At 60.5% G+C, this 15,725-nt stretch carries 9 protein-coding genes and 11 pseudogenes; 12 read left to right on the forward strand and 8 right to left on the reverse strand.

Going from position 1 to position 15,725, the window contains the following annotated elements; translation table 11 throughout:
* The first annotated feature begins 212 nt into the window (after nucleotides 1-212).
* A pseudogene (locus NKI79_RS32185) lies at nucleotides 213-1,253 on the forward strand (IS110 family RNA-guided transposase).
* A gap of 356 nt (nucleotides 1,254-1,609) precedes the next feature.
* Here NKI79_RS32185 and NKI79_RS32190 read toward each other — a convergent pair.
* From NKI79_RS32190 to NKI79_RS32200, 3 genes and pseudogenes are all read right to left on the reverse strand, one after another.
* Nucleotides 1,610-2,467: an alpha/beta fold hydrolase gene (locus NKI79_RS32190; protein WP_352807270.1), complete on the reverse strand. Its 858-nt coding sequence runs from the start codon at nucleotides 2,465-2,467 to the stop codon at nucleotides 1,610-1,612.
* Between the two features lie 841 nt (nucleotides 2,468-3,308).
* Complete coding sequence (locus tag NKI79_RS32195; protein WP_352807272.1) at nucleotides 3,309-3,593, reverse strand: hypothetical protein; 285 nt, start codon at nucleotides 3,591-3,593, stop codon at nucleotides 3,309-3,311.
* Between the two features lie 54 nt (nucleotides 3,594-3,647).
* A pseudogene (locus NKI79_RS32200) lies at nucleotides 3,648-3,839 on the reverse strand (transposase); the annotation flags it as partial.
* 1,227 nt (nucleotides 3,840-5,066) lie between these two features.
* Here NKI79_RS32200 and NKI79_RS32205 point away from each other — a divergent pair.
* The 4 genes and pseudogenes from NKI79_RS32205 to NKI79_RS32220 form a co-directional block, all read left to right on the forward strand.
* Nucleotides 5,067-5,240: pseudogene (locus NKI79_RS32205) on the forward strand (transposase); the annotation flags it as partial.
* Nucleotides 5,240-5,584, forward strand: coding sequence for a hypothetical protein (locus tag NKI79_RS32210; RefSeq protein ID WP_352807275.1), 345 nt, complete (start codon nucleotides 5,240-5,242; stop codon nucleotides 5,582-5,584). The pseudogene NKI79_RS32205 and the gene NKI79_RS32210, both read left to right, overlap by 1 nt.
* A gap of 226 nt (nucleotides 5,585-5,810) precedes the next feature.
* Nucleotides 5,811-5,951 (forward strand): annotated as a pseudogene (locus tag NKI79_RS32215) (transposase); the annotation flags it as partial.
* A gap of 88 nt (nucleotides 5,952-6,039) precedes the next feature.
* Nucleotides 6,040-6,886: pseudogene (locus NKI79_RS32220) on the forward strand (IS701 family transposase).
* A 238-nt stretch (nucleotides 6,887-7,124) separates the two neighbouring features.
* Here NKI79_RS32220 and NKI79_RS32225 read toward each other — a convergent pair.
* Nucleotides 7,125-7,508, reverse strand: coding sequence for a transposase (locus NKI79_RS32225; protein WP_352807277.1), 384 nt, complete (start codon nucleotides 7,506-7,508; stop codon nucleotides 7,125-7,127).
* A gap of 80 nt (nucleotides 7,509-7,588) precedes the next feature.
* Here NKI79_RS32225 and NKI79_RS32230 point away from each other — a divergent pair, with 80 nt between their 5' ends.
* Complete coding sequence (locus NKI79_RS32230) at nucleotides 7,589-7,765, forward strand: hypothetical protein (RefSeq protein ID WP_352807279.1); 177 nt, start codon at nucleotides 7,589-7,591, stop codon at nucleotides 7,763-7,765.
* 540 nt (nucleotides 7,766-8,305) lie between these two features.
* On the opposite strand, the pseudogene NKI79_RS32235 reads toward NKI79_RS32230, so the two are convergent.
* Nucleotides 8,306-9,495, reverse strand: a pseudogene (locus NKI79_RS32235) (IS91 family transposase).
* 12 nt (nucleotides 9,496-9,507) lie between these two features.
* Nucleotides 9,508-10,370, reverse strand: a pseudogene (locus NKI79_RS32240) (site-specific integrase).
* Between the two features lie 809 nt (nucleotides 10,371-11,179).
* Between NKI79_RS32240 and NKI79_RS33395 the strand changes: the two are divergent.
* The 3 genes and pseudogenes from NKI79_RS33395 to NKI79_RS33405 all read left to right on the forward strand — a co-directional run bounded on the left by NKI79_RS33395 (nucleotide 11,180) and on the right by NKI79_RS33405 (nucleotide 12,333).
* Nucleotides 11,180-11,446 (forward strand): hypothetical protein, encoded by a 267-nt coding sequence (locus NKI79_RS33395; RefSeq protein WP_502909880.1) that lies wholly within the window; start codon nucleotides 11,180-11,182, stop codon nucleotides 11,444-11,446.
* Nucleotides 11,446-11,847 (forward strand): annotated as a pseudogene (locus tag NKI79_RS33400) (reverse transcriptase domain-containing protein); the annotation flags it as partial. The gene NKI79_RS33395 and the pseudogene NKI79_RS33400, both read left to right, overlap by 1 nt.
* Nucleotides 11,848-11,976: 129 nt before the next feature.
* Entirely contained in the window at nucleotides 11,977-12,333 is a 357-nt protein-coding gene (locus NKI79_RS33405) for a group II intron maturase-specific domain-containing protein (protein WP_502909879.1), read from the forward strand.
* A 359-nt stretch (nucleotides 12,334-12,692) separates the two neighbouring features.
* Here the strand turns inward: NKI79_RS33405 and NKI79_RS32250 are convergent.
* A pseudogene (locus tag NKI79_RS32250) lies at nucleotides 12,693-12,881 on the reverse strand (transposase); the annotation flags it as partial.
* Between the two features lie 2 nt (nucleotides 12,882-12,883).
* On the opposite strand from NKI79_RS32250, the pseudogene NKI79_RS32255 reads away from it, so the two are divergent.
* Nucleotides 12,884-13,057: pseudogene (locus NKI79_RS32255) on the forward strand (DDE-type integrase/transposase/recombinase); the annotation flags it as partial.
* Between the two features lie 40 nt (nucleotides 13,058-13,097).
* Here the strand turns inward: NKI79_RS32255 and NKI79_RS32260 are convergent.
* Nucleotides 13,098-14,453 (reverse strand): IS30 family transposase, encoded by a 1,356-nt coding sequence (locus NKI79_RS32260; RefSeq protein WP_352807283.1) that lies wholly within the window; start codon nucleotides 14,451-14,453, stop codon nucleotides 13,098-13,100.
* 43 nt (nucleotides 14,454-14,496) lie between these two features.
* Here NKI79_RS32260 and NKI79_RS32265 point away from each other — a divergent pair.
* Nucleotides 14,497-14,798, forward strand: a pseudogene (locus NKI79_RS32265) (integrase core domain-containing protein); the annotation flags it as partial.
* 623 nt (nucleotides 14,799-15,421) lie between these two features.
* On the forward strand, nucleotides 15,422-15,725 hold a 304-nt coding region (locus tag NKI79_RS32270), incomplete at its 3' end, for a twin-arginine translocation signal domain-containing protein (RefSeq protein ID WP_352807285.1).

Here is a 15,725-nt window from a genome sequence, read left to right on the forward strand (position 1 = left end):
GGCGAGCTTCGATGGAAATTCTTCTTGCATCCACTGATCCTCTCAAAAATGAGGGGTCAGTTCTTCGTTTCGTTAGGGGGTCAGTTTCTCACTTCGCCTGACAAGATGGGGTGATTGGGGTGGGCCCCGAGCTGAAATGAGGGCGGCTGCTCCTGTCGGGATGTGAGAACGTGGTCGATGTAGATCGCCACAAACATCAGGAAGGAGCAGCCATGAAGTATTTTGCCGGACTGGATGTGTCTTTGGAAAGAGACCGCCATCTGCGTCGTCGATGAGAGCGGCCGGATTGTGAAGGAAGGGCGGGCGGCGAGTGAACCACAGGCGCTTCTTCATGCCCTTCGGAAAGTCGATCTGCCGCTGGAACGCATCGGACTGGAAGCCTGCTCGCTGGCGGCCTGGCTTTATGATGGTATCCGCGCTGAAGGATGGCCGGCCATCTGCATTGAAACCCGACAGGCCAAAGCAGCGATGAAGACGATGCCGAACAAGACGGATCGGAATGACGCACGCGCCCTAGCGCAGATCATGCGCACCGGCTGGTACCGACAGGTGCATGTGAAAAGCCAGCAGTGTCGGCTCTGGCGTTCCCTCCTCGTCGCTCGACGCACGGTCCTCAACGAAATGCGGACGATCGAGAACGTGGTCAGGTCGATTCTTCGGGAGGCCGGCCTCAAGCTTGGCAGGCCAAGCCGTGCAGCCTTCGCCGATCGCGTGCGCGAGCTCATTGGAGCTGACAATATCGTCATGGCGCTGGTCGAGCCGCTCCTGGCGATCGTAGCCACGATGTTGCGCGAGTTCGGGCGACTGACAAAGCAGGTTCTCGACATCGCCCGCAAGGAGCAAGTCTGTCGGCGGCTGATGAGCGCGCCCGGCGTCGGGCCGATCACCGCGCTCGCCTTCCGTGCCACGATCGATCAGCCGGACCGCTTTCGCCGATCAAGGGATGTGGGTGCGCATCTGGGCTTGACCCCGGCACGTATCAATCCGGTGAAACGGACATTCAGGGCAAGGTCAGCCGATGCGGCGACAAACTCGCCCGCACGGCCCTCTATGAGGCGGCGCATTCGCTGCTTGTGCTCAGCAAGAAATGGTCGAGCCTCAGGGCATGGGGCATGAATGTCGCCAAACGGCGCGGTATGGCGATAGCCCGGGTCGCGGTTGCCCGCAAGCTCGCCGTCATCCTGCATCGCATGTGGAGCGATGCAACCGCGTTCCGCTTTGGCAAGGAAGCCGGCGGCCCCGCGTCGGCATGAAATAGGACAACAGATAAACGAAGAGGAACATACAGACAGTGATTTACCCGAGAGGGTGATCCGGATCGTTCCCGTCGAGACGATGGGCAAGGCGATCTCGTTGGCAGGCTAGATCCTGGATAGATTCTCCCAAAGTCGCTCAACAGATTGAGACGCCTCGCCTCCTGACCCCATCATGCGGCGGCCCGGCGCCGACCGCGAAGAGAAGCGAGTGACCCACGGGGCGACATCGTCCGGAAAAGACAGGAAACACTTGACCTCACCGACCCGTAGACGTCGGTGGGCCGACAGCCTGCGAACAGTCGTGTTTAAGCTTCACCTGCCGTGGTGGACCTGTGGTTCCCTTCGACATTGACTTAGCCGGCCCATTGACGGATCAGTCTGTTCACGGCTTCGCTCTGGTCGATGTGGACGGCATGACCAGCATCGTTCAGGAGGTGAAAATCCGAATTCCTAATCAACTTTGCTAGCTTCAGCCCGTGGTCCGGGGTCACGATGGGATCATTCTTGGACCAGATAATCAATGTTTTGGCCTGCAGCCGATCGAGGTAGGGGAAGATGTACTTTTGCTGCAACGCTACATAAAGTCGGAGATTAGTCTCTTCTTCAGGCAGGTTCTGAAAGATTTCGTATTGTCCGCGCGCCGCAGCCCGCCGGTAGGCCTCTCGCTTGGCGTCTTCCAACTCCGGGCTATAGAAGCGGGTATCACCCCGCCAGGCGGCGATATATTCTTCTTCGGTGGGCATAGGGCCTGAATAGTCGAAAGTTTGCCGGCAGGCCTGCATCCATGCTTCGTCACGGTCGTCGCCAAAGGCCGGCGATACGGAGTTGGCTGTCAAGAGTACCAGCTTGGAAACGAGATCAGGACGCACAATCGCGACACGGGCCGCGACGAATGCTCCTTCTGAATTGCCGGCCAACGCGATCTGCTTCAATCCCAACGCTTCAATGAAGCCAATGACATGATCTACACGTCCGAGCCGATTGATATATTTGTTATCGGCTGGATAGTCTGTTCCACCAAATTGGAGTTGATCTAGCGCAATTACTCCAAATCGGTCGGATAGCCCTTTCAACTGCAGAAAGAAGGAAGTCCTCCCCTCTGTGAAGGGACCAGCGCCGTGGAGAAACACGATTGGCTCGCCGGCGCCGGACCCGCTCTCGCAATACGAAGTCGAGACACCACCAACCGATATGCGACGTTCAGTAATCATAATTCCCTCACTCGGATGGTTAAGCGGATCGAGCGCTTGTGCGAATACTTGTAATGTTACAACCATCCATCGGTGTCACTTGCAGCAAAAACAGGCAGCCGAACGCAGGGAACCGGCGTTTTACTGTATGCCTACGCGCACAAGGAACTTTCATCGATTGCAGCGGAAGATTCTCGATCGAATCGCCTAGGATCATTGATACGCGAAAAGGATCGGTCGGTCTGGACGAGCACCACTACCTTCATCACCAGGACAACCGTCGGTGGCGGGGCGCCATGAACAGAATGGATCTGGTGGGCGATCGCTGCGGGAAGATGCTGCGCTCGAAGCCGGAGTGTCGCAGCGTGTGGGAACCAGACGGACATTCGATTTACGGTCTTTTTAGCCTGAACGAGCAGCGATGACCGGGGCAGCTTGAGGAGTGCGCGTTGGACGGGCAAATTACGGCTGTGCGGGCCGATCAATTCGGCCCGGGGCACCGATTTCGGCGCCATGCCGACGCCGTTCGCCCCTCGTGCCAGACATAGCGCGTGAGATTGTAGGCGACATTGGCCATGCCGATCTTTGTCCTAGTCCGCGCGATGCCGATGGTGCGCAAAACAGGCCCATGCGCGCTTTCTCCTGCGCGAAGACGTGCTCGACAAAGGTGCGGTTTTTGAGCGCCGGCCATTGGCTCGTGCCACGCCTCGCTCATCGGCCAGCCTGGCTTCTTGTGATGAATGTCGGAGAGTAGCCATGCTTCTCCACCGATGCGTCGTTCGTCTTCGAGTGATAGGCCATATCAGCCCGCACCATCGAGCCGGTATGGTTCTTGTCCAGCACATTTCAAAGCTGCGCCCCGTCATAGACCGAAGCGCTGGTGACGTTCCAGCCGCGGACGAAGCCGTGCCGGCGATTGATCGAGGCAGGTTCTTGTAGCCCAAGGCGGGCGCGGTGATGTCGCGCTGCTTCGTCTTCCCTCCTCGCCGGCCTTGGCCTTGGGGAACTTCACCGCCCAGCGCGCGTCCCGGTCCTTCTGGCGCAACTTGGCTGGCTTCCTCAGCCGCTCCTCCGGCACCTTTCCTCGCTTGAGGTCGGCCTTTTCGGCATCGCTGTTGCGCTGCTTGGGCCGCCACGATCGTGGCATCCACGATCTGGGCCACCCATGGCCAGGTGCTAGTCGAACGGGTAAACAGGTTCTTCACCGCCCGGCCTGCGTGAGGTGCTCCCTAAACAACCAGAGCGTTTTGGCGTCGGCAACCTTGCCGCCGAGCCCTAGCCCGTGGAATCGCATGAAGGGAAGCCGGTCTTGGATCTGCAACTCGGCTTGCTCGTCCGAGAGACTGTAGAGCTCATGCAGCACCATGATCTTGAATATCATCACCGCATCGGCCGGTCGCCCTCCGAGCGCTTCAGCTCATCAACTCTTCAGCGCCCGACTCCATTTGAGTGGTGTATGTATGATGTGGCGTCAACCCCGCGTCCTGCCGCGGCGATCAAGACCAACAAGATCGATTGTGAACCTGTGGTCCGCGCATTCCTAATCTACAAACGGCGCGACCTCCGGTAAATCACGAGCCAGCGATCGCGTAAATCGCGCGACGCGCGTTATTCACTATCAAGCTGGGATAGATTGTAGACACATCTGTTATTCTTATAGAGTATCATTCTGGCCGCATCCATCGCTTCCTCGAAAATCAGGCTTCCCCCGACAACGTAATCTGTAAGCGCCTTTGTGAGATAACGCTTTCCCCACCGGCCGGACAACCAGTAGAGTTCGGGAAGGTGAAATGCATCGCTCGCGAAAAGAATCTTTGAAAGGGGTACTGCCTCCATCACTTGCATATATCGCTGATACAGGTTCTGATGCACAAAAGGAGTCGGGTAGACGTGATTAGCCAAGCGGCCTTCTCTACTGATGGATATCCAGCATGCAATGGGATTATCTTTGGCATCGGCATCATGCTGTCGCGATCGAACCTTACCACTTCCTCTAGGAAAATGGGGGCCTGGTTGCGGAGTATCACATCAGGAGGTTCACCGTCCCCCGTGTGAATCTGCATCGGCATATCTCGCTTAAGGCACTCCTCAAGAGCTAAGGTGAATGTGTAACGACAAAGGTCTTTAATAACCTGAGCAGCCTCCTCTCGGCCCATATCAGAAAGCCTTGCGAACATGCTCCTGAGCGCTTGCGATGATGTTCGAGCAGGATCACGATCATGTAATGGTTGGATCAGCCCAATATATGGAGAAGGTATGACTTCATTCCAAAAGATTTCTTTCCGAAGTTACCATTACCATCTAGTACTGAGTGAAGTCTCTCGATATAAAGTTTTTCAAAATCATCAGACGAGATATCGAAACAAAATAAGTATACTCCGGCCGATTCTATGCGACGTGCAAGGCAATATACTTTGTTCAAAACGATCTATTGCTTCAGCGCCACCGCCTTCCGTATAACCAGTTTCAAGCATTATGTTTCGTATATTTGCATCACGAAACATACTGTTGACGAATGCCCAATAATTTCGCCCTTGATCGTTGCGAGCCTCGATAACAGATTCCAGGTTTTGTCACATCGCAAAAACTGCGCCATCTCTTTTATCAGAAACTTGACGTTGTCAGCCAGCGCATCAGGAAGCGCATCGAAGAGTCATTCGGTTGGATCAAGGTCGTGGCGGGCCAGCACAAGACCAGGTTCCGCGGCCGCGACCGTGTCGGATGGGCCTTCACCTTCGCAGCCGCTGCCTACAATCTGGTGCGACTGCCAAAGCTCATGGCGGAGACCGGCTGATGGCCAAGGTTCCCGGCTTCGCCAAGGCCTTTGCCGGCCGCTGGCGCATCGTCGAGATAGATGTTTGGGATAACGACTTCCTCGATCTCGTTGAGGAAGCGCATCTGACATTCAAGGGTTCGGCGGATGGCGAGATCGCCTTCGGCGCACTGAAGGGCTTCCTCGATGTCCGATATGGCACCCGCGATGGCTCAGCCTGCGCGGAGTTCTCGTGGGAGGGGCATGATGAAAACGACCCAGCCTGTGGCCGCGGCTGGGTTGTCTTTGGCACTGCAGGCCGCCTTGTCGGCCACTTCTACATCCACAACGCCGACGATTCAGGCTTCGTTTGCGAAAGAGCCTGACTTCTTCAACAGCCTGCTAGTCTTACTGAGTCAGAAAGTCGCGGCTGCGGGGGGATTCGCGCTGGTTGCGGATTTGTAGCGTGCTGATTCATCATCAGGGGAGCGCGCCATGACCAATTGGACAGCAGAGAGTGAAGCGACTTTCGACGCTTATGTCGCCTTAATCGGGGTGATTGGCCACGCCGACCGAGCTGAGCCTCTGAAGGATTACTGCCTCGGGCTTCTGATGCCGATAGAGCGCAAGAGCGTGGAGCCGTTGGCGGCCGTCACGGCGCCGTCGCGGGTGTCGGCCAAGCATCAGTCTCTGCTGCATTTCGTGGGACAGGCGCCGTGGTCGGACGCGGCCTTGCTAGCGCGGGTTCGCGACTGGGTTCTTCCACAGATCGAGCAGCGTGGACCGATCCCGGCGTGGATCGTCGACGACACCGGCTTTCCCAAGAAGGGGCAAGCACTCGGTGGGCGTAGCGCGCCAGTATTGCGGCCAATTGGGCAAGCAGGACAACTGTCAGATTGCGGTTAGCCTATCGATCGCAAATTACGCAGCCTCGCTTCCGATCGCCTACGAATTGTATCTCCCGCACAGCTGGGCGGAGGATCCGGAACAACGCAAGAAGGCCAAGATTCCGGCAGAGATCACGTTCCGGACCGCAGATCGCGCTCGAGCAGATCAGGACGGCCAAGGCCGAAGGCGTCGCGCCCGGCGTGGTTCTCGCCGACGCCGGATATGGCGCCAACGGCGGTTTCCGGGCGGGCCTGTCCGAGTTCGGTTTGACCTATGTTGTCGGCGTTCAGCCCACACTCAGCGTCTGGCGCCCAGGCGAGAGCCCGCTGCCGTCCAAACCTTGGAGCGGAAGAGGCCGGCCGCCGTCTCGAGTCGGCCGAACCGACAATCACAAGCCGATCTCGGCCAAGGCCCTGGCCGAGGAGTTCGACGCCGAGACTTGGCTCACGATCGCCTGGCGTGAAGGAACCAACACCGAACTCAATTCCCGCTTCGCCGCCGTGCGCTTGCGGCCGGCATCCAGGGACTACAATCGGCCCGAGGCTCACGCCGAAGAGTGGCTCCTGATCGAGTGGCCTGAAGGCGAGGTCGAGCCGAGCAAGTATTGGCTCTCCACCTTGAAGGCCGACGCTACGATCACCCAGTTGGTCGACGCCGCCAAGCTGCGTTGGCGGATCGAGCGAGACTATCAGGAACTCAAGCAAGAACTGGGACTGGGCCACTACGAAGGCCGAGGGTGGCGGGGCTTCCACCACCACGCCAGCCTCTGTTCGCCGCCTATGGCTTCTTGGTCTCTCTGAGGGACACGATTCCCCCCTCAACTCCAACTCGCGCCCAGGGCCGCCAAACACCTGGTCTTCCCGACGGTTATCGACCCCGCAGATCCTCCGATCCGACCAGAGCGGCACGTCCCGACCTCAATACCGACCATCAGGCGACGCCTGACTGTGGCCCTGACCAACCGTCTGCAACGATGTCCGTGCTGCATAAGGGCAATGGACAGTCCGCGTCAGGCTCGCAATTTATGACGCAGTAGTACTAGGCGGTGTTGACGGATTTGATCAAGATGAAGCCGGCGGCGAGCGCGACGAAGGATGCGAAATTCCTCTTGGTCTTCCCGCAGCGTAGCGCGATGCGCTTGAACCGCTTGAGCTTTCCGACAGCCTGTTCGATGCGCGCCCGACCCTTGTAAAGCACTTTGGCGAAGAATGCGGGCGTCGCCTTTTCGTTGGCCTTGTGAGGGATGACGGGAATGACGCCGCGTTTGCGAGCAGCGTCCCGATTGGCGCGGCTGGCGTAGCCCTTGTCACCGATCGCCGCGCGCGGGTCGATGTCGGGACCAAGCCCGAGCAGGATGGGAAAGTGAGGCGCGTCGCCCTTCTCGCCACCGGTCAGGTCAAAGGCGCCCGTCGAAATTTTCAAATGGATTTTCGTCTAGAACCCGCCTCTGGAGCGGCCGAGCGCCTGACCTTCCTGCCCCCTTTTGCCCCTGCCGCCGAGACATGGGCGCGAACCACGGTGCTGTCGAACATCTGCGCCAGATGCGCCGACGAACTGTGCCCGGCGAGGTGATCGAAGAAGGCTTCGAAGACGCCGGCTTTGCTCAGCCGATCGAACCGTTCCACACGCTGTTCCACTTACCGAAACGCTCCGGCAGCGCTCGCCAGGTGACGTTGTGAACGGAAAATAATGGAGCGCTTCCAGGAACAGACGGTCGTCGCGGCCTTTTGCCCCGCGCCGCGGCAATGATGCCCGGAACACGAGAAGCGCACTGTCCCAATCCGTATCAGGCATCTTCGGGGACATCGCCGACCCTCCAAATCAGTCGGCAACCCATGAATCATAATGAATCTGCTTGCGGAATCTGGAGGCTTCTGTGAGGTACGCATGCTCAACGGAGCACACCCGTTGGTCTTCGGACCTCATTGCAAGCCGGATTGAACGAAGCCGCGGGACGGTCTGGCGCTATAGGGATTGTAGCCTGGAGGAGCGGTCGGGATCGTCGGTGCCAGTCTGATGAAGGGCGTTCACGATGCGGCCACAGTGAAGGATGGCACGGTGGAAGGCGGGACCGTGATGGCGCGAGCCGTCGGACAGGCTGCAGTGCTTTCTATTGCCGGGCTGGCTGCTTGCGGGTTTGTGGGGCGGGACAAGGCTCGGGGTGCCGGCGCGCATGGCGACGGATACCGTACCGGGTGATGTGGGCGCACCCGGCGTGATCATGAGGTGTCGTTCCAGAAGGGGCTCGGCGGCGCCTGCCCGCACCGCCAGATGGCGAGCGTGATCATTGGCTCTCCGCAGCAGGGGCAGCGATGCGCCACCGCAAGGCTCTCGGCGGCGACAGCGGCGCTTTTGGCATCCGGTTCGAGATCGTTCTGCTGCGATCCGGCCAGCAGCCTGCGGCACAGGTCGAGCTTGGCGGCGCGATTGCCGTTGGCGAGGAAGCCGTAGTGGCGGATGCAATGGAAACCGTCGGGCAGCGTGTGCAGGAGAAAGCGACGGATGAACTCGTGCGCGTCGAGCGTCATGACCTTGGTCTTGCCGCGATGGCGATAGTCCCGCCAGCGGAACGCGATCCGATCGTCGGCCGCGCTGATCAGTCGGGAATTGGCGATGGCGACGCGATGGGTGTAGCGGCCGATATAGGCCAGCACCTGCTTCGGCCCGCCGAAAGGCGGCTTGGCGTAGACGACCCATTGACGGCGACGGGCCTCGGCGAGCAAGCAGACGAAGGCATCAGGCTTTGCCAGGTAGGCGAGCTCGCTGAAGAAGCCCAGCCGACCCTCATCATAGGTCGCTCGAAGTTCCTCCAGAAAGAGACGGCGGAACAGGCGCGACAGCACGCGCACGGGCAGGAAGAACCCCGGCCGGCAGGCGACCCAACGCCCTCCATCGAGAGAGATGCCGGCGCCCGGCACGATGCAATGGAGGTGGGGATGGTAGGTGAGGTTCTGGCCCCAGCTGTGCAGCACCGCGATGAGACCGATCCCGGCGCCGAGATGTCTGGGATCTGCGGCGATCGTGCGCAGCGTCTCGGCGGCCGCCTTGAACAGGATCGTGTACACCGCCGCCTTGTTCTGGAAAGTGACCGCGGCCATCTCGGCCGGCAGCGTGAACACCACGTGGAAATAGGAAACCGGAAGAAGCTCGTCCTGCCGCGCGGCGAGCCATTCCCGGCAAGCCTTTCCTTGGCATTGGGGCAATGCCGGTTGCGACAGGAATTGTAGGCCACGCGGATCGCCCCGCAGGACCGGCAGCCCTCGACATGGCCGCCCAGTTCGGCGGTCCGGCACAGTTCGATGGCGCTCACCGTGCGGCGCTCGACGCGTCCGAGATGACCGTCATGAGCCTGCCGATACGCCTCGCCATGGCGGCGGAAGATATCCGCCACCTCCAGTCTCGCCGACATGGGCGGAACCGATCAGCCCGGCGGCACGACTTCGATGTTCAGCCGGTCGAGCGGGCTTGTCGTGCGCCGGATGAGGCCGTTCGAGACCTTGGTGTAGCGCGCCGTCGAGGACAGATTGTTGTGACCCAGCAACACCTGGATGATGCGGATGTCGGTGCCGTTCTCCAGCAAATGCGTGGCGAAGCTATGCCTGAGCGTGTGGACCGTCACGCGCTTGTCGATGTCGGCGGCCGCTCGTGCCGAGCGGCAGGCCGAATACAACACCTGAACGTCGATAGGGCGATTTGCGTCGCGGCCGGGAAACAGCCAGCCCTGTGGCTTCGCCAGCCGCCAGTAGACCCGCAGGATGCGCAGAAGCTGCGCCGACAGCATCACGGTGCGGTCCTTGCCGCCCTTGCCGTGCTCGACCCGGATGACGCCGCGTTCGCTGTCGATGGCGCCGACCTTCAGCCCCACGGTCTCTGAAGCGCGAAGGCCCGCGGCATAGGCCGTGGTCAAGGCCGTGCGCGTCTTCAGGCTCGGCACCGCCTCAAGAAAGCGGACAACCTCGTCGGCACTCAGCACCACCGGCAGCGTGCGTGGCGCGCGGGCATAGACGATCCGTTCCGGGATCTCGGCATGGCCCAGCGTCACGCCGTAGAAGAACCGCAGCGCACACACCGTCTGGTTCAAGGCCGGCCATGACATCCCGGTCGAGACCAGATGCACCTGGAAAGCGCGGGACGTCCTCAAGGCCAAGCCGGTCCGGAGAGCGGCCGAAATGGCGGGAAAACTTCGCCACCGCGTGTACATAGGATCGTTGCGTGGCCGGCGACCAGATTGCGGATCGTCATGTCCTCGATCATGCGTCGGCGAAGCGGGCTCATATTGGCCATCTCATTGCTCCTGTTCTCAAGGTTGCGATTCAACAGCAGCAATCCTTCAAAACAGAAGCGTCATCCGCAAACCGGTGCACCAAATGCCGCGTCAGCGGCTTCGTTGTGTGACCAGCATGTTCAACCGCTTGGGGGTGAAAGTCCCCTAGCCAACCTGATGGAGGTGAAGGCTTAGTGAAGCGCAAGGGCATCTTCGCGAGGTGGTGTCTGAAGGAAGCGTGGAGCAAAACCGCGACCTGACGAACAGAAACCGGATATGAGGCATCCCTGGTCGGACGAGCGGGCAACGAGCCGCAAAGTCCATATTCATCAAGGGGCAGGGCTGTAGATCCGGCAGGTGCGCGGGGAAGGCGATTGAACTTACCTGGGGAGGCCTGCGTCATGTTCCGACTTCGGAACTGAGGGAACCGCAAGGTGACCTGACCGTGATGCAGGAGTCAGCAGAGGGCGAAGTAGGTGATGCTGTCGGCAAGGCTAGTGAGGCACTCCAAGGCCGAAAGGCGGAGCAAACGGATAGGCCGAGCCGGAAACGATGACCGAAGGCCCGAACGATTGGAAGTGGCAAGTAGGACCGGCAACTCATGAGTGGAAAGCGGCAGAAGACCCAGTATTCACTGGCCCTGGAACCGAGAGATCGGGGTGAAGCCCCTGTCAGCGGTTACCAAGGGGCCGAACCGCTCGTGGCGAAGTCGGCACCCCAAAGCCCGGCTTGGACAGAACAGCTAATGGAGACGGTATGTAGCCGAGAGAATCTGGAAACAGCGTGGAAACGCGTTCGAAGCAACAAGGGCGGTCCAGGCGTGGATGGGATGACCATCGACGACGCCAAGGGCTACCTGCGTGAGCACTGGCCAAGCATTCGGGGTCGATTGCTCAAGGGAACCTACCAGCCGCAGCCGGTCAAGCGGGTCGAAATCCCCAAGCCGGAGGGCGGGGTCAGAAAGCTCGGCGTGCCTTGCGTCGTCGACAGGCTGATCCAGCAAGCCCTGCTGCAGGTTCTCCAGAGCAGTGGGATCCGACATTCGCCGAGCATAGCTACGGCTTCCGTCCGGGACGCTCCGCTCATCAGGCGGTAGCCCAAGCGCAATGCTACATTGCCGAGGGTTACAGCTACGTGGTCGATCTTGATCTCGAAAGATTTTTCGATCGAGTCAATCACGACCGCCTGATGGCGCGCGTCGCCGCGAGGGTGGCGGACAAGTGTGTGCTCAAACTCATCCGGGCATTCCTCAATGCCGGGGTGATGGAGGACGGCTTGGTCCGTCCGGTGGACGAGGGGACCCCGCAAGGCGGTCCGCTCTCGCCCCTTCTAAGCAACCTCGTGCTCGACGACCTCGACAAGGAACTGGCCCGACGGGGTCACCGCTTTTGCCGCTACGCCGACGACTGCAACATCTATGTTCGCAGCCGCCGCGCCGGCGAACGGGTCATGGCTTCCGTAAGCCGGTTCCTGACCCAGAAGCTGCGGCTGAAGGTCAACGGGGCGAAGAGCGCGGTGGCGCGGCCGGAGGAGCGGAAGTTCCTGGGGTTCAGCATCGCGAATGACGGGAGCGAGCGGCGCATCGCGCCGAAGGCCCTCGCCAAATTCAAGGCGCTGATCCGGGATATGACACGCCGGACCCGGGGCATCAGTCTGCCGCAGATGGTAAAGGAGCTGAAGCCATACCTCATCGGATGGCGCGGCTACTTCGGCTTCTGCCAGACCCCGCGGGTGCTTACGAACTGTGGAAGCGTGGACCCGCCGAAGATTACGTATGTATCTTTGGCGGCAATGGCGGAACGGGCACAACCGCTACAAGGAGCTGCGCCGTCGTGGCGTGCCAAAGCTCCGGCCGCGGTTGCTGCCGGTTCACCGACGGGATTCTGGCGCATGTCAGGACACCCGGCGGTCCAACAGGCCCTGCGCAACCAACACTTCGAGTCGCTCGGTCTCCCCCGTCTCTATGTCTCTGTCGAAGCTTAATCCGGTCGAACCGCCGTGGTACGTGATCCGTATGCCCGGTGGTGTGGGAAGGGCGGCGCCGTGAGGCGTCCCCCTATCCCGATCAATCCTCAATCCAATACCTGAGTCAATTCATCCACACCGCCTAGGACTTTGTCCACGACCAACTTGAGGCGGGAACGAAGAGCGGACGCCCTGCCATAACCATCGCGCGGGGAGGTATCAAAACTAGCCCGTCCCATTCATGAGCCTTGTGGTTCGAGCGCCGCTGAGCGTTGGGTCATGCAGGTGTGAGGCGTCTTTTTCACCGCAGCTGAGACTGGACTTTGGAACGCGCTGGAAGGTCAAGGTTTGGGTTTCGGCCTTGATGCCCCCGGCGCTCATGGTGCTGTGGGCTGCAGCATGAGAGCGATTTGTCGGAACAGGCTGGCCTCCGGACAGGCGGCGGCGAAGGCCAGGCGGATGCGCGAGACGGTTTCGATGACGCGGGCGCCGAGCTTGAGGAGCCTGAGCCGCAGCGTGGCGAACTCGGCGTTGCTGACATGATCGGTTTTGGGCACCGCCTCGCGCCGGCTTCGTCTACGTGGCTTTCGTCATTGACACCTACGCACGAAGGATCGTGGGCTGGCGGGTGAGCCGGACGGCGCATGCAGCCTTCATTCTCGACGCTCTGGAACGGGCTCTCCATGACCGGCGGCCTGTGCAGGGTGGCAGACTCGTGCACCATAGCGATAGAGGCAACCAGGGCGGATTCAAACGGTCGTCGCAACACTGATTGTGTTCACTCATGGCAGCAACTCGTCAAGCGCCTCTGCCGGCGTTTTCCAACCCAGGGTCTTTCTCGGCCGGGCATTGAGGGCCGCTGCCACGGCGGCGATCTCGTCGGCGCTGTGGATGCTCAGGTCGGTGCCTTTCGGGAAATACTGACGCAGCAGCCCGTTGGTGTTCTCGTTGGTGCCGCGCTGCCATGGGCTTTGAGGATCGCAGAAGTAGACCTGGACACCCGCATCGATCGTGAGACGATCGTGCTGGGCCATTTCAGCTCCCTGATCCCAGGTCAGTGAACGGCGTAGCTCTTCGGGCAAGGTGATGATGGTGCGCGTAATCGCGTCACGCATGGCCTCAGCCCCATGTCGCGCGAGCGCAGGCCCGTTCTTCGTGCGCGGAGCTTCGCCATGCCCCGCAAGCCGGGGAAGATGCAGTAGCATCGTGAAGCGCGTCGTGCGCTCGACCAGCGTGCCGATCGCCGAGCTGCCAAGACCGGGGATGAGGTCTCCCTCCCAATGTCCCGGCACCGCTCGATCGGCCGCTTCGGCGGAACGCTGACTGATCATGATTTCCGGTGAGACAAAGCCCTTACCTCGCCTGCGTACGCGCGCCCTGGGGACCCGTAATACACGTCCTGTTCGCAAGCAGGCCGTCAGCTCGCGGCGCAGCACTCCGCGGGCCTGAACGAAGAGGGCCTGATAGATGGCTTCGTGGCTGATGCGCATCGTCTTGTCGTCCGGGAAGTCGATCGGCAAGCGTCGAGCAATCTGCTCCGGGCTCCCCCGATCCTTTCGCGGGCCATGCCGGCGGCCCTTCCACGGAACGGTGGGACCATGAACGGGAGCGCCGCTCGGGGCCACGACAACGCCAGCAAGTCTCTCCTCCACATAAGTGCGCAAGGTTGCGTTGAACGCAAGCTTGGTCGGCTTGGGCCGACGGGCCGATCGATCCGCATGCCACTGGGCAGTCGCCCGATACTCCAGCCCGCCGCTGGGGGTGGCCGCATTGCGCCGCAGTTCACGGGAGATTGTCGAGGCGGACCGACCGAGCCGGCGCCCAATCTCCTGCATGGAATGGCCCTGTACCCTGAGAAGTGCGATCTCTTCGCGCTCCACCAATGACAGGTACCGCCCGGAGAGCGGCTTCGCCGAGGATCTGAACATCGCTGGTGGCATACGGCCCACCTTCCGGAACCATCTGGTTCCTACAGGCTGCGGCACTCCGGCTTCGAGCGCAGCATCTTCGCTGCTCAGCCCCGCGGCGATCGCCCGCCAGAATCTAATCTGTTTATCGCGCCCCGCCAAAGGCGGCCGTCCTGGTGAAGGTAATAGCGCTCGTCCAGACCGTGCCGATCGCCGCTTTCGAATGCTCATCACAACCTCCAACTTCAGAGTGTTGCGACGACCGTTTGAATCCGCCCAACACGTCTCGATCAAATACCGAGCGCCCGGCCGAGGCCGGCATCGAGCCTTCGGTGGGCAGCGTTGGCGACAGCTACGACAATGCTCTCGCCGAAACGATCAACTTCCTCTACAAGGCCGAGGTGATCCACCCGACCCGGACCCTGGCGCTCGTTCGAGGCGGTCGAGTTCGCAACGCTGGAATGGGTAGACTGGTTCAACAATCGCCGGCTGCTGGAGCCCATCCGCAACATCCCGCCGACCGAAGCCGAGGAACGCTATTGCGCCAGGCTGGAAGAGCCAGCCATAGCGGCGTGACTCAAACGAAACGGCCTCCCGAAAACCCGGCGCGGTTCACAAGTTCGGCGGGATGGACGTTTCGGAGGCCAAGCGCTTGAAGAGCCTTGAGGACGAGAACCCCAAGCTGAAGCGGCTCCTGGCATCCCCTTCAACGACCCGGCCTAGCATTTTCGTAGCGGATATGGAGACGCAAGGCGCCTGCCACTGACCCCATTTCAACTCCAGCAATCGCCCTAGGGAAGGCAGAAACCGTGCGTCCCGAAGCTGGTGTGACCACCCTGGCGTGGAGTAGAGACTGCAACGGAGTGTATCGGTCTACGTGGCGAATTCAATTGACGGAAAAGTCCTCTGAATCCGGACGAAGAAGGACACCCGGATGGTGGAAACTCAGGAGGAAAAACAATCGCCCTGAAGCAGCGCTTCGACATAATCATGAACGTTGTCGGCAACACTGGCCCGACGATTTCCGCTGCTGAGTCACTTCCGCTCTGAATTTATCTCAAAACGAGATGGCGGCGATACGCAAACTGAATTTGACGTAGGTCGCGGCGCGACCGAACATAGGAGTAATGAATGCTTCTCTCGGGATTCATCCAGCAAACTAGCGCGGATCAACGGCGCGATTGGCAAGGGGAATGGACATGACGATATCTCGACGCGATCTCATCAAGACGGGTTTGGCCGCCGGAGCAGCTATATCGATCCCATCAGGTCTACGGGCACAGGCCGCGTCAGGTAGTACGCCGACGGTGCGCATGGTGAAGGCGAGTGACCTGCGCATCTTCGATCCAATTTTTACGGCGACGAACGTCACCGCTGACCACGGCTTGGCGATTTACGATACGCTGTTCGGGTCAGACTCGAAGTTCATGCCGCAGCCACAAATGGTCGGCAAGTGGGGCGTGTCCGAAGACAGGAAGACCTATACGTTCGAGCTGCGGGACG

Origin of the sequence: Mesorhizobium sp. M0340, from assembly GCF_040321535.1 — a bacterium.
Classification (GTDB): Bacteria; Pseudomonadota; Alphaproteobacteria; order Rhizobiales; family Rhizobiaceae; genus Mesorhizobium.